We start from the raw sequence: 13,135 nt of genomic DNA, 5'->3' as shown, positions 1-13,135 counted from the left end.
CCAGGCACCCGAGCCCCGGCTCACAGCCACCAGCCACCAGCCACCAGCCACCAGCCAGAATGGCGCGCATGGTCACCACAGTGCGCACGCTCACCGTCGACGACTGGCCGGTCTGGCGCGAGCTGCGGCTCGCCGCCCTCGCGGAGGCGCCGTACGCCTTCGGTACGACACTCGCCCAGTGGCAGGGCGAGGGCGATCGGCCCGACCGCTGGCGCGCCCGTCTGGCGACGCCGGGCTCGCACCATGTCACCGCGGTCGCCGAGGACGGTGTCCGGGTCGGCATGGCCGCCGGGATGCCGACGGATTCGCCGGGCACGGTGGAGCTGATGTCGCTGTGGGTGGGGCCGCGCGCCCGGGGCACCGGTACCGGTGAACTGCTGATCGCCGAGATCGAACGCTGGTCGCGGCAGCAGGGCGCGCACACACTCAGGTTGGCGGTTCTTCCGGCCAACTCGGCCGCACTGGGCCTGTACCGGAGGGCCGGCTTCGCCAACTCCGGTGTGCGCACACGTCAGTTGGAGGACAGGACGATCGAAGAGCTGGTCATGTCCCGGCAGTTGCTCGGGGCCGACTGAGCGCCGCACGGCGTCTCCGCGCTTCGAGCCACCGCGTGCTCGCCTCACGGCGAAGGCCCGTGTGCCACGCGGATCGGCGTGGCACACGGGCCTTGCGACGTGGGGGCACGGGCCTTGCGGCGCGGTCCCGGCCGGAGTCAGCGGGCGGAACGTGCGCGTTGCAGCACGGAGGTGACCGTCCAGCGACCCGGGCCGAAGACGGCTATCAGGAAGAAGGCCCAGCAGTAGAGCGCGGACAGGTTGCCACCGTTCTCGATCGGGAACAGCCCCTCCGACTGGTGCTCGACGAAGTACGCGTAGGCCATCGAGCCGGAGCAGAGCAGCGCGGCAGGGCGGGTGAAGACACCGGCCAACACCAGGATTCCGCCGCCGAGTTGGATCGCCGCAGCCCACCAGCCCGGCCACTCCGCGACTGCGGGCCCCTGCCCCGAGGCGGGGCCGCCGAGCACGTCGAAGAGGGTGGCGGCACCGTGACAGGCGAAGAGCAGACCGACGACGACCCGGAAGGCGGAGAGCACGTGCGGCTGGAACGGGTCGAGCACACTCGCGATGCGGTCGCGCGACTCGTCGGGGGCTTCGGTGGTCCGCGGGGAGGAGCTGAGCGGTTGTCTCATCGGGGGATCTCCTGAGGATTCAGCGTGACGGGAGCACGCCAGGGACACGACCCTATGACCTGGCCTCGGCCGATGGAACTGAACATAAGAGCCCGTAAATTAAAAGTCTAGACCAATACCGGAAAGATGCCGTGCGCAGGGAATACGCGCCCTCGGAAACCTGCACGGTGAGAACGGGAATGCGCACGCGAGAGCTCATTCCCGCGACTCCGCCGGATGCTCCGACGCAATCAGATTTTCAACTCCCTTTAACATCACGGAAGTTCCACAGTCCACAACCAATGTCGGACTTGGCGCAGCACAACGGGGCACTCCACGCGGAGCACCGAGACCCGCTCAACTGCCACAGAGGGACTGTACTTGACGGAGCGTCAGTTCACAGCCCCGAGCGGCCGACCACTTCGGCCAGGTCCGCCAACGGGCGCAGGACCGCGCGGCGCAGCAGCATCGAGGGGGTGATCAGCGTGGAGCCCACCTCGTGGCCCGCCTTGACGCAGCGATACGGCGAGCTGTGCACCGTCGGATCGTTGCCGACGGCCACCAGCCCGGCGGCGAGCGCCCGTTTGCCCGCGCACACCACCGCGGGCCCGCGCACCTCCCCGGTCACCACCCCGGAACGCACTCGGCGCACCCACAGCAGCTCCACGATCAGCCGGCCCTCCACCGAGAAGCCGCCGATCGGAGTGCCCCACAGCCAGCCGTCACCCATCCAGCGCCGCAGCCCGGCGGGTGCGTACGGTCCGGGGGCGGCCTCCAGCACACTGCACCGGGGCGCGGTCGCCCCGCTGGGACCGCGGGCGTGGCCGGTGCTCGCGCCACCGCTCAGCCAGGCCGTGGAACGACCGGTCAGCAGGCCGGACCAGCGCCCCCGGTCGAGCAGCGTGACGGTACGGGCGCGGGTGCCCTCGTCGTCGCGGCGGTAGCTCCCGGCGAACCGGAGCAGCCCCGGACGGTCCCGTACGGTCAGCGGCGCGGGCGTGAGCCGGTCGCCGAGTCGGCCGGCGGAACGCGGCCGGGTCAGATAGTTGTCGGCCTCGCTGGTGTGGCCGAAGCACTCGTGCACCAGCACTCCCGCCGCCGCGGGCGTGAGGAGCGCCGGACCGTGCAGCGGAGCCTCCAGCGGACGCCGTACGGCCAGCAGCGCCCGGTCGCCGGCCAACCGCGCGGCGGCCAGCGGGACCTGGTCGAGCACATGGCGCGGATCGTGGGCGGCCACGCCCCACTGCGGGACGCGGCCGTGGTCCGGTTCGCCGAGCGAGAGATGGACCTCGTACAGCCCGTCCCGCAGTCGGGAGACGATTCGTGCGCCCTCGCCGAGGCGCGCCCGGGCCTCGGCGAGGGCCGCGTCCAGCTCCGCAGCCGCCTGCGACGTGGCCCTGTCCACCGGTCAGTCGGCGTCGGGTGCGGGCGGTGGGGGCGAGCTGTCCGGTCGGGCGGTCGGCACCGGCGCGCGGTCGCCGCCGTCCCGGTTCCCCGTCTGCCCGAGAACGTCCTCGAAGGCGCGGTGCAGTGCGGCGGACAGCCCGCCGCGGTCGGGGCCGTCCAGCGGAAGAGGCCCCCACCACTCCGGCTCCAGCGAGAGCCTGCGCATCAGCGGGCCCATCCAACTGCCCAGCGCACTGCGGGCGTTGTAGGAGAAGGAGACACTGATCGAGCCCTCCTCCGCCGCGCTCTCCACCCCCTCGTGCGGGGCGAAGAGCGGCAGATACAGCACGTCACCGGGCTCCAGCCGCACCCGGGGCGCCTCGGGCGGCAGCGTCCCCGAGGGCACGAACCCCTTGGCCTCCAGCATCCGGGCGCGCTGCCGGCGCGGGGCGGTGTCGGACGGCAGCCCGACCCGCCAGCTCTTGCTGCCCTGCTGCTGCACCACGAAGTTGTCGCTGTGGTCGAAGTGGCAGCCGATGCCGGCGCCCTGCTCCCTGGTGACCGAGAGGTCGGCGGTGCACTCCTCCCAGCCGAACTCCTCCGCCAACGCCACGCAGGCGGCGGCCAGTTCGGGCATCGCGTGCTGGGCCTGGTTCACGAACAGGACGGTCCGGTCGGGGCTCAGGCGCGCCTCGGCCGCGCCGAGTTCACGCACCGGCAGCCGTTCCACCTCGGCGACGCGCTCCCAGTCCAGGGACGGCGCGAGGAAGTCCGCGCCGCAGCCGCGCCAGACCATCGGACGCCTGCGCCAGACGTGCTCGTAGAAGGCGGCGATGTCCAGCCGCTCGCTCTCCGGCACCGGTGCGGACCAAGTGGCGGCGGACGCCCGGGAGTTGTCGCTCACCGCAGCCCCCAGTTCCGCAGCCGCCGCTCCAGCGCCTCCCGCACCCGCACCGGCAGGGACTCGGCCCTTCCGCCCAGGACCGCGACCAGGCCACCGTAGACCGCGGGGCTCACACCGCCCACCACGCAGCGGCTGTTCCCGGCCAGATATATCGTCGGCCGCAGCTTCCACACCGGCGGCGCGGACGCGTAGTCGCGGAAGATGCAGAGCGTGTCGCCGTGCCGGGCGGCGCCGGGCATCCCCACGTCGAAGGTGGCGTCGGCGCCGGTGGAGACCGTCCGTACGACCGCCTCGGCGGCCTCGTGGAACGCCAGCGGCTCCAGCGAGCCGTGCCTGGTGTGCCGGGGGTGGTCGGCCACCCAGCGGTGGAAGCACTCCGGGAGCGTACGGCCGCGTCCGCGCGGGGAGAACGGCACATCGCGGAACTCCTGGAACGACGGCGAGGCGATGAACTCCTCCGCCACCTCCTTCAGTCCGCCCCCGCCCCGCTCGCGCACCGCCCGCAGCGTGCGCGGGAAGGTGCGGGCCAGGCCCAGCCCCGTACCGGTTCCGCCGGAGGTGACGTCGCTGCGGATGTTGCGGCCGACCTGGACCAGCTCTCGGGTGTCGACGAGGTCGAAGGCGTCCAACAGGTCGGCCTCCAGGCCGAGTTCGGTGCTTCGCGGACCGCCGGTCACGAAGGTCTCCCGGAAGCGGGCGTCGTACAGCAGCCGGTCGAGCACGCGCAGGGTCCGCTCGTGCAGCCCCGCGACGGCCTCGGCCTGCGCACCGTCCGCCGCGGACGCGCTGCCCCCGCCGGCGGCGCCGTTCGGGCCGGCGGCGCCCTCCGCACCCGTCGCGCCGTTCGTGCCTGCCGCACTCTCCGCGCCCGTCGTGCCGTTCGGGCCGTCCGGCGGGCCCGGCTCTTCCGCGGGGTTGCCGGTGGTCGGATCGTCAACTGTGGTCACGGGCGGGCTCCTTCCACTGCCGGACGATCTGGAAGAGCCGCTCCGCGTTCGGGCGGGACTTGGGCACCAGCTCGCCGTCGGCGTCGAACTTGGGATCCTCGTAGGTCACCCCGGTCAGCCGCGGCATCCGGGGCAACAGGTGTTCCAGCAGGGCGAGTTGTTCGTCGAGCAGCACACCGTGGTGCAGATCGCGGAAGCGGCCACCCACGATCTGGCAGCCCGAGAGGTGCACCTCGTGGCAGCGCTCCAGCGGCAGCGCGTCCAGCCCGTCGAACATCCGGTCGCCGGTACGGCCCTTCAGCCACTGGTAGGCGAGGACGTGGCCCACGTCGATGGTGGCCAGCGCGCCGGTCTCGCGCACGACGGTGGCGTAGAACTCGAAGGCGTCCAGGGTGCCCACCAGGAAGCTGCCGCCCTCGGTGAACCCGGGGAACTCCACCGACAGCGGTGCGTCCAGCAACTCGACCCACTCGCCGACCGTGGCCACCGCGCGCCGCAGCCCCTCCTCGGTCAGCACCGGCGGCATCGGATAGGGCAGACTCCGGCCGGCCAGCGACCAGATGCCCAGATCCTCGATGATCCACCGGAACCCGTAGCGCTCGGTCAACGCGTTGGTGAAGTCGGCGACGACCTTCTTCTCGTAGCCCTCGGGGGTGCCGGTGTTGAGCATCGTCTGGTGGAACGCGCGCGGCCGGCCCTCGCCGAAGAGCTCGAAGACTCTGTCGTACGCCCGGTGGTAGCGGACGGGGTCGAGCGGTCCGTAGTCGATCGGCTGGAAGGCGACGAACATGTAGTCGTACTCCGGCGCGTACCGCTCCAGATGAGCGCGGACCCGGTCGGTCGGACGGCCCCCGCCCTCGCGCTCGAAGCCGATGCGTTCGCCCCAGACGAGGTCGAGCCCCAGTCCGAGCCCCAGTCTCTCCATCAGAAGACCTCCGCTTCCTTGCGATCCGTCACCAGCAGGCGTTTGTGGAGCATCCGGTGCAGCCAGTTGCGCTCTCGCCGGCCGACCGCCTCCAGCGCGCCGTCGTCGGTGCACACCACGGCCTGCGGTACGGCTGCCATCCGCGGCCAGGCGATATCGGCCAGTACGCGCCGTCTTCGCACCGTCTCCAGCGCCACCCCCGCCCGCGGCCAGGCCCGCAGCGGACCGTCGGAGTCCGCGGAGGCGGATCGGCCCGGCCCGCCCGCGGGCGATGCGGAGGAGGAAGCGGAGGCGGGCGCGAGGTCGGGCCGGGCGCGGCGCTCGGCGTCCGGCACCGCCTCGACGGTCATCCGCAGCAGCCGCTCCCTGGCCTCCTCCGCCTCGGCGGGGCTGCCGAGCGCGGCGCCGATCCGGCCGGCCGCGAAGGCCAACCCCTCGTTGGTCACCAGGAACTCGTCGTCCGGTGCGACCCAGCGGGAGGCCCACAGATGGCTGCCCGGCTCGGCGACCAGCAACTGCATGGTGTCCAGGCCCATGGTCGCGGCGTTGCGCCGGATGGTCCCCGAGGTGGCGTGGAAGCCCTCGGCCGCGGCGGGGTGGTCGTAGCCGTCCATGAAGGAGAGGTTGGTCGTGATGCCGGCGGCGGTGAGGTTGGCGACCGCCTGCTCGGCCGCGACCGGGTCCTGACCCTTGCGGACGAAGTCGAGCAACTCCCGGTGCGAGGACTCGAATCCGGTGGAGATCTGCACACAGCCGAGCTCGCGCAGCCTCCGGGCGAAGAGCGGATCGGCCAGGATCGGCTCCAGCCGCGCACGCACCCGGAAGGTGAGGTCGACACCGCGCAGTTCCACCTCCTCCATCACCCGGACCAGGTGCCGCAGCCCGGTGTTCTCGTCCGCGACGGCGACGTCCGTGATCCCCAACTCCCCCGCGATAGCGACGAGTTGGTCTGCCGCACGGCCCGGTGCCAGCTGCTGGAAGGCGCGGTCGTCGTGGTAACGGTTGCCGTACGAGCAGAAACTGCACTTGCCCCAGTAGCAGCCCAGAGTGAGCCGGTAGGGGAACTGCCACGCCTCGTTGGCGTACCTCAGCAGGTCGAACTGGCGGAATTCCGGAGCCTGTTGGTCGTTGATGCGGAAGCCGTCCGCGAGGCCGCCCGAAGCGGCGGGCACCTCCTCCACGGGACGGTCGGCGTCCGGCGGCATCACCCTGGCCAGGTACGCCTCGCCGTGCCCGGTGCACCAGTGGTCGACCGCCGCGGCGGCCGGCAGACGGGAGCGCAGCAGCTTGGCCCACATCTGCACCGTGGGCCCGCCGACCATCACCGGCACCGTGACGCCCTGCTCCTTGAGCCGGACGGCGAGCGAGAGCACCGGCACCACCTGGCTGAAGAACGGCACCGTGAACGCCAGCACCTTCGGCCGGTGCTCGTCGATCAGCTCCCGCAGCCGCTGCCCGCACCACCGGGCGGACCAGTGGTGCAGGCTCGCGCGCACCCGCTCCTCCAACTCCCCCAGCGGCAAAGGGTTTTTGACCAGCCAGCCGTCGGCGGCGGCACGCAGGGCCACGTACCGGCCGGTCGCGCGGATCGCCATGGCCTGCACCTCGGGCGCCGTACGGTCCCGGGAGCGGTCGAGCAGCCGCTCGCCGTGGTGGGACCGGTAGCGCTCGCTGACCTGCCGGTAGACGTCCCCCGCTGCCGGTGCCGCGCCGCCGTTCCGGGCAGCGGCGGGCTCGGCGGCACGGGGAGCGCCGTCGGCCTCGGCCGGGTGGGCGGGGACGGTGCCGGACTCGACGGGCCGGGCGGGGGCGGCGCCCGGTTCGGCGTCGGACAGCGCGGAGTCGGCGCCCGGTTCGGCGGGGTCGGCGTCCCTGCGGAGCACCGCCTCGCGGTACTCCAGGTTCAGATCGACGCACCGCACCGCGTACCCCTGGGCACGCCAGGCCGCCGTGAGCTGCGGCAGCGCCAGATAGGGGAACTGCACCGCCTCGCTCACCGGCGGCATCACCAGCAGCACATCCGTCATCGGTCCGACCTCTCCGCCGACTGCCTCGGCACACCGAGCCGCCGGATGCGCCGCAGCGCCTCCTCGGCCTCCTGCGTCAACTCCCGCTCGCCGCCCGCCTCCGCCAGCACCCGCACCGTGCGCCAGACCCCCGCGCGCAGCGGCAACTCCCGTGCCAGCGACGACAGTTCGGCCAGCGCGGGCCGCGGACCGTCGATCCGGGCGGTGGCGCGCGCGGCGAGGATGCGCGCGTGCATCGCCAGGGTGTCCGCCGGGTCGATCGCCACCGCGCGGCGCAGACGGGCGCGAGCGGGCCCGTGGTCGCCGGCCAGGTAGTGCGCGATGCCGGTTCGGTAGGCGAGCCAGCTGGAGCGGTAGCCGTGCGCCGCGGCCCGCTCGTACGCCTCGTGGGCCGCACCCGGATCGTGCGCGGCGGCGGCCAGCCCGCGCAGTGCGATCGCCACGCCCTCGGCGACCCGCTCCTGCGAATCGGTGGTGAACTCCGGCGGTACGACGCCCCGGTGCACGTTCAGCAGCACGTCCTCCGGCCAGGGGGTGGCGGGCAGATAGGAGGACTCCCGGGTGCGCAGCCCCAGCCGTCGGGCGACGTCCCTGCCGACCCGGCGGAACTCGGCGGGCAGAAAACCCGAACGGGTCGACCAGGTCATCGCGGACAGCTCGCCGCCGCACAGCGAGACCAGCTCGGCGAGGTCGTCCACCTCGTGGTCGAGCCGCCCGTGCTCGTCGACCAGCCAGTCCAGATCGATGTCCACCACGACATCGCCGCGCAGATGCCGCCGACGGTGCTCGGCGAGGAGATCGGGCGGGACGACGGTCAGCCGAACCCCGCACAGGGTGACCGACAGACAGCAGGCACGCGCACACGGCGCGGGGTCCACGACCTCCTGCGAGTCGTACGCCTCGTACGCCTCGCGCGGAGTCGCCTCGTACGCCTCGTACGGGTCGGACGGGTCGGACGGGTCGGACGGGTCGGACGGGTCGGACGGGCTGTACGGGGTGCGCGGGGGCGCGTCGGGCGGAGCCGCCGGGCGTACGGCGATCAGCGAGACGGCATCGGTCGCCGTCGACCACCAGCCCGGGTGGGATCGCCAACTGGGCACCCAGACAAGGGACTTCAGACCGCCCGCGATCGCCGCCGCGGTCCAGAAGTCGTCCAGGCCGAACGCTCCGGGCACTCCGCGGACCGGCAGCCGGCGCACCAGCGCGGCCGGGTCCTGCCCCGCCGAGGCCGCCGCCCGCAGCGCCTCGGCGCCACCGGGAGCGAGCGGCTTCAGATCGAGGTGGCGGTCGAAGCAGACGACCGTGCGGTCGTGGTAGATCCGCTGCGGCCACAGCGCCGCGACTTCACCGTGCTCCTCGAAGAGGTCAACCCCTGGCGGCATCCTCGCGCTCCTCCCGCAGTTCGGCGCCGACGGCTGCGTCCGTGCTCCCGGAGCCGCCCGCACCCCGCGCACCGGGCACGGGCTCGGCAGGCACGGCGGCCTCGGGCTCGGCAGCCTCGGGCTCGGCGGCTTCGGACTCGGCGGCTTCGGACTTGAGCGCTTCGGACTCGCCGGGCTTCCGATCGGCGGGCCTCGGGACGGCGTCGCGGGCCGGGTCCGGCGCGAGCGGGCCGGAGGCGAACCGGCGGGCGTCCGCGCCGGCCATCGCCGCGCAGCTCGTCACCACCACCAGGACGCCGGCCCAGAGCATGATGTTCTCGGCGCTGACAAACCTCAGCAGCAGCGCGCCGATCGCCTGGCCCAGCGGCAGCGAGGCGAAGGAGAAGAAGAAGTCGGCGGAGAACGCCCGACCGTGCAGGGATTCGGGGACGTCCCGGCGCAGACCGGCCATCTTCACCACGTCGAACGCCTGTTGACCGACGCCGCCGACCACGAAGGCGGCGATCACCAGGGGCAGGAAGTCGGTCAGGACCAGGGACATCGCGGTGAGCCCGAAGAGCGCCAGCAGCGCCAGCGAGTACAGCCCCCGGCGCGGACCGGTGATCCGGCCGCCGAGCAGTGCGCCCGCCACCGTGCCGGCGGCGAACGCGCCCAGCACCACGGCGTACACGGACGCGCTGTGCCCGCGTTCGATCACCAGCACCGGCAGCGCCACCATCCACGGGCCCACCGCCAGCAACACGTGCACCACGGCGAGGATCTGCATCTGCCGCAGCCAGCGCACCCGCCACAGCGCCGCCAAGCCCCCCACCGCCGTGCGCCACAGCGGCTCGTCCGCGTCGCCGGGTACGTCCCCGTCATCGGACGCCCGCTCGCCGGTGCTCTGCCCGTCGGACTTGCGGTCGCCGGGTCCGTCCGCGTCCGGGGCCGCCGCGTCCGTACGACGGCTCTGTGTCCAGCGGGCTCCGGCCCAGCGCGTCGCGACCGCGGAGACACCGAAGGCGATCGCCGCCGCGACCGCGCCCGCGGACGGGCTGAGCGCCGCCACCAGCCCGGCCGCGATCGACGGACCGGCGATACCGGCGATGTTGCGCATCCCCTCCAACAGGCCGTAGATCGCGGTGACTTCGACTTCCCTCGCGGCCGGATCCGCGCTCTCGTCCGCGACGGGACGCCCGACCGTACGCGGCGCGATCAGCAGCAGCGCCGGTTCGCTCACCGCCTCGCACAGGCCCACGAGCACGGCGACCACCAGCACCAGCGCATCCAGTCGGCCGCCCCAGAACAGGGCGAGCACGAGCAGCGCCACCACCCGCGAGGAGTCGGCCGCCACCGCCGCCGTGACGGGGTTCAGCCGGTCCAGCAGCGCACCGCTGAAGAGCACCACGCCACCGAGCGCGAGGAAGCGGGCGGCGAAGACCGCACCGATCGTCTCGGCGGGAGTGCCCGATTCCGCCGCTGCGACCACCACCAGGATGGGGAACAGCGCGTCCCCGACGAGGGAGACGGCCTGACCGAGACAGAGCGCGCCGAAGCGCCGACGACCGAGCAGTCGCAGATAGATCCTCACGGAATGAGGAGACCTTTCTCGCGGCGACCGCGGTCAACGCGGCACGCGTGGCGGGTGGTTGGCGGAGTGTGTGGAGTACGGAACGGGGCGGAAGGGGTCGGCCGTACGGACCGTCCCGACCGAAGCGGGTCGGTCCGTACGGGCGGCCGGGGCGGGCCGGACCGACGAGCGGCAGGCCGTCGGCCCGGCTCCCGGCATCCGCACGGGACGGGGAGCCGGGCCGACGGATTCGCGAACCGTCCGGCTCAGACGATGTTCTTGAAGCGGAACGCGTGGAATGCGACGCCCTCGTCCAGGTCGTCCGCCTCCAGCACCTCGAGGCTGTCGAGGCTGTCGAGCTCGTCGACGATGTTCTGCTCGTTCGTCGTCTTCTCCATGTTTCCTCCCTCATAAAGGTGGATCCGGTCGAAGAATTCCGGCCGGAATCGCATAGAACCACGCCCCGGACTCACGGAAAAAGAGCGGTCATCCGTTCGAGGAATCGCCGACCCCGGGCGCATTGACGCAGCATCCGCGCCGACAATTCGAACCGACGGCCGAAGAGGGCGGCGAGCTCTTTCCGCCACCGCACACCGGCCCACAGCCCCGCAACGGGCACCTGCAACGCCCGTACGGGAAAGCATCGTTCGACGTCGGGCACCCCTTGTCGCACCGTGCGCCACCGGAGCAACAAAAAACGGTCGGAACCCGACCGGGTCGATGAATTATCCCGTGCCCGACACTCACAATACCCGACACCAACGAAACGTTCGGGCAGAACCGGAAAGAGAAAGATTCACGCCAGTACACGCAGCCGAAAAGGGCGATCGGTACGGCTTTCAAGGAAATTCGTGATACCCGGAGACAGTGCGAGCAGGAGAAATACAGCAGAAGCGCGCGACAGTCGGGGGGCGTTCTCCGGCGGACGTGCGCGGGGGCGCGTCAGCGCAGTACGCGGTCCTTGAGCGCGGGGAACTCCTCGCGGGTACGGGCCAGCGCGGCGAGATCCAGCTCGGCCGTCACGACCTGCTCGCGCGCCCCACCGCCGCCACCCTCGCCGACCCGGCCACCGTCGCCGACCGAGCCGTCGCCCGAGCCGTCGCCGTCCAACTCCTCGGCGACGGCGAGGGTTTCGCCCCAGGGATCGACGATCGCGCTGCGGCCGGCCTGCGGGGCGCCGCCGTTGCTGCCGGCCGTGCCGCAACCCAGGACGTATGCCTGGTTCTCCACCGCGCGGGCGCGCAGCAGCAGCTCCCAGTGGGCCGCACGCTTGGCGGGCCAGCCGGCGGGCACGATCAGGATCTGCGCGCCCGCATCGGTCAGGGATCGGAACAGCTCGGGGAAGCGCAGGTCGTAACAGGTCGCGAGACCCAGCACCGCCCGGCCGGTGTCGACGGTGACCGGCTCGGCGCCGGCGCCCATCAGCGCCGCTTCACCGCGATCGAACCCGAACCGGTGAATCTTGCGGTAGCGACCGACCAACTCACCGGCGGGGCTGAAAACGAGAGAGGTGTTGTAGAGCGTGCCGTCCGCGTCCCGCTCCACCACGGAGCCCGCGTGCAGCCAGACCCCGGCCCGCTCGGCAGCCGCCCCCAGCAGCTCGGCGGTGGGGCCGTCGGCCGCGGACTCGGCCGCCTCGTCGAAGCGATCGAAGGCGAAAGCACCCACCGGCCAGAGTTCCGGAAGGACGACAAGGTCGGATTCGGACTGTTCTTCCACCAGCGAAACAGCCCGCAACCGCCGCGAATTGACCGATTCGTCCGGATTCACGGCGATCTGGAGGAGGGAGGCGCGCACGGTACCACCGTCCATGGTCGAAGGGGGGCGAACGCCTCGTAGGAATACGTCCTACGATCGTCACGCAAAAGCACTTCCGGGTGCCCGACCGCAGACTAACTTGAGAGCACCCACACCGCGAACGAATGATCCGTACCGCAGTCATGAGGGGCCCCGTGACCGAGCATCCGAGTCTTCAACCGTACGTTGACGCCTGGACTCACTCCATCGACGCGATAGCCGAGCTCGTCCAACCGCTCGTGCACAGCGAGTGGAACCGCCGTACCGAATGCCCGGGCTGGTCCGTGCGCGACGTGCTGTCGCACATCATCGGCGTCGAGACCGAGCTGCTGGGCGACCCGCGCCCGATCCACACCCTGCCGCGCGACCTCTACCACGTGACGGACGAGTCGACCCGTCACATGGAGGTCCAGGTCGACGTGCGGCGGCACCACACCGCCGCCGAGATGACCAGCGAGCTGGAGTACACCGTCATCCGCCGCAACCGCCAGCTGCGCAACGAGAAGCGCGCACCCGACGCCAAGGTGCGCTCGGTGCTGCCCGGCGGCGGCGAGATCACCCTGGAGACGCTGCTGCGGCTGCGCGCCTTCGACGTGTGGGTGCACGAGCAGGACATGCGCCGCGCGCTGCGCACCCCCGGCAACCTGGACTCGGCCGCCGCGTACATCGCCCGGGACATCCTGGTGCACGGGCTGCCCAAGGTCGTCGCCAAGCGGGCGGGTGCGCCCAACAACTGCGCGGTCGTCTTCGACGTGCACGGTCCGCTGGAGTTCATGCGCACCGTCCGGGTCGACGCCGAGGGGAACGCCTCGGTCAACAGCAGCCCCTCGCTCGGCCCCGCGGTCACCTTCACCCTGGACTGGGAAACCTATCTGCGGCTCGCCTGCGGCCGGGTGAAGCCGGAAGCGGTGCGGGACCGGGTCAAGATCGAGGGCGACGAGGAGCTGGCCCAGGCGATCCTCGCCAACTTCGCCGTCACCCCGTAGCCCGCCGGCGCGCAGCGCCTCCGCCCCGCAGCCCGTCGGCACGCACAGCCCGTCGGCACACGCA

At 72.2% G+C, this 13,135-nt stretch carries 12 protein-coding genes; 2 read left to right on the top strand and 10 right to left on the bottom strand.

Annotated elements, in window-relative coordinates; translation table 11 throughout:
• The first annotated feature begins 68 nt into the window (after nt 1-68).
• Nucleotides 69-575, top strand: a complete 507-nt coding sequence (locus MTQ01_RS02380; protein WP_247486611.1) for a GNAT family N-acetyltransferase — start codon at nt 69-71, stop codon at nt 573-575.
• 137 nt (nt 576-712) lie between these two features.
• Here the strand turns inward: MTQ01_RS02380 and MTQ01_RS02375 are convergent, their stop codons facing one another.
• From MTQ01_RS02375 to MTQ01_RS02335, 10 genes are all read right to left on the bottom strand, one after another.
• Nucleotides 713-1,189: a DoxX family protein gene (locus MTQ01_RS02375; protein WP_247486610.1), complete on the bottom strand. Its 477-nt coding sequence runs from the start codon at nt 1,187-1,189 to the stop codon at nt 713-715.
• A 376-nt stretch (nt 1,190-1,565) separates the two neighbouring features.
• A complete protein-coding gene (locus MTQ01_RS02370; protein WP_247486609.1) occupies nt 1,566-2,573 on the bottom strand; it encodes a metallopeptidase TldD-related protein in 1,008 nt (335 codons plus the stop codon).
• Between the two features lie 3 nt (nt 2,574-2,576).
• Entirely contained in the window at nt 2,577-3,458 is an 882-nt protein-coding gene (locus MTQ01_RS02365; protein WP_247486608.1) for a cupin domain-containing protein, read from the bottom strand.
• The gene (locus MTQ01_RS02360) at nt 3,455-4,405 is read right to left on the bottom strand and encodes a hypothetical protein (RefSeq protein WP_247486607.1); all 951 of its coding nucleotides are present in this window, start codon (nt 4,403-4,405) and stop codon (nt 3,455-3,457) included. The genes MTQ01_RS02365 and MTQ01_RS02360 overlap by 4 nt, the downstream gene beginning before the upstream one ends.
• Complete coding sequence (locus MTQ01_RS02355) at nt 4,392-5,330, bottom strand: DUF692 family multinuclear iron-containing protein (protein WP_247486606.1); 939 nt, start codon at nt 5,328-5,330, stop codon at nt 4,392-4,394. The genes MTQ01_RS02360 and MTQ01_RS02355 overlap by 14 nt, the downstream gene beginning before the upstream one ends.
• Nucleotides 5,330-7,357: a radical SAM protein gene (locus tag MTQ01_RS02350; protein ID WP_247486605.1), complete on the bottom strand. Its 2,028-nt coding sequence runs from the start codon at nt 7,355-7,357 to the stop codon at nt 5,330-5,332. Before MTQ01_RS02350 ends, MTQ01_RS02355 begins: the two co-directional genes overlap by 1 nt.
• Nucleotides 7,354-8,739: a hypothetical protein gene (locus MTQ01_RS02345; protein WP_247486604.1), complete on the bottom strand. Its 1,386-nt coding sequence runs from the start codon at nt 8,737-8,739 to the stop codon at nt 7,354-7,356. The genes MTQ01_RS02350 and MTQ01_RS02345 overlap by 4 nt, the downstream gene beginning before the upstream one ends.
• Nucleotides 8,723-10,309, bottom strand: coding sequence for an MFS transporter (locus MTQ01_RS02340; protein ID WP_247486603.1), 1,587 nt, complete (start codon nt 10,307-10,309; stop codon nt 8,723-8,725). The genes MTQ01_RS02345 and MTQ01_RS02340 overlap by 17 nt, the downstream gene beginning before the upstream one ends.
• Nucleotides 10,310-10,554: 245 nt before the next feature.
• Complete coding sequence (locus MTQ01_RS24815; RefSeq protein ID WP_282613124.1) at nt 10,555-10,686, bottom strand: hypothetical protein; 132 nt, start codon at nt 10,684-10,686, stop codon at nt 10,555-10,557.
• Nucleotides 10,687-11,230: 544 nt separating this feature from the next.
• Nucleotides 11,231-12,085: a carbon-nitrogen family hydrolase gene (locus tag MTQ01_RS02335; RefSeq protein WP_247487670.1), complete on the bottom strand. Its 855-nt coding sequence runs from the start codon at nt 12,083-12,085 to the stop codon at nt 11,231-11,233.
• Between the two features lie 155 nt (nt 12,086-12,240).
• Between MTQ01_RS02335 and MTQ01_RS02330 the strand changes: the two genes are divergently transcribed.
• Nucleotides 12,241-13,071: a maleylpyruvate isomerase family mycothiol-dependent enzyme gene (locus MTQ01_RS02330; protein ID WP_247486602.1), complete on the top strand. Its 831-nt coding sequence runs from the start codon at nt 12,241-12,243 to the stop codon at nt 13,069-13,071.
• Nucleotides 13,072-13,135: the final 64 nt, after the last annotated feature.

The sequence above is a fragment of the Streptomyces sp. XM4193 genome, assembly GCF_023072595.1.
In the GTDB taxonomy this organism is placed as follows: domain Bacteria; phylum Actinomycetota; class Actinomycetes; order Streptomycetales; family Streptomycetaceae; genus Streptomyces.
This window is presented reverse-complemented; position numbering and strand designations above follow the sequence as displayed.

Excerpts from the sequence above, each read along its gene's own strand:
- MTQ01_RS02380 (WP_247486611.1), top strand. The coding sequence starts at position 69 with ATGGTCACCACAGTGCGCACGCTCACCGTCGACGACTGGCCGGTCTGG.
- MTQ01_RS02375 (WP_247486610.1), bottom strand. The coding sequence starts at position 1,189 with ATGAGACAACCGCTCAGCTCCTCCCCGCGGACCACCGAAGCCCCCGAC.
- MTQ01_RS02355 (WP_247486606.1), bottom strand. The coding sequence starts at position 5,330 with ATGGAGAGACTGGGGCTCGGACTGGGGCTCGACCTCGTCTGGGGCGAA.
- MTQ01_RS02350 (WP_247486605.1), bottom strand. The coding sequence starts at position 7,357 with ATGACGGATGTGCTGCTGGTGATGCCGCCGGTGAGCGAGGCGGTGCAG.
- MTQ01_RS02345 (WP_247486604.1), bottom strand. The coding sequence starts at position 8,739 with ATGCCGCCAGGGGTTGACCTCTTCGAGGAGCACGGTGAAGTCGCGGCG.
- MTQ01_RS24815 (WP_282613124.1), bottom strand. The coding sequence starts at position 10,686 with ATGGAGAAGACGACGAACGAGCAGAACATCGTCGACGAGCTCGACAGC.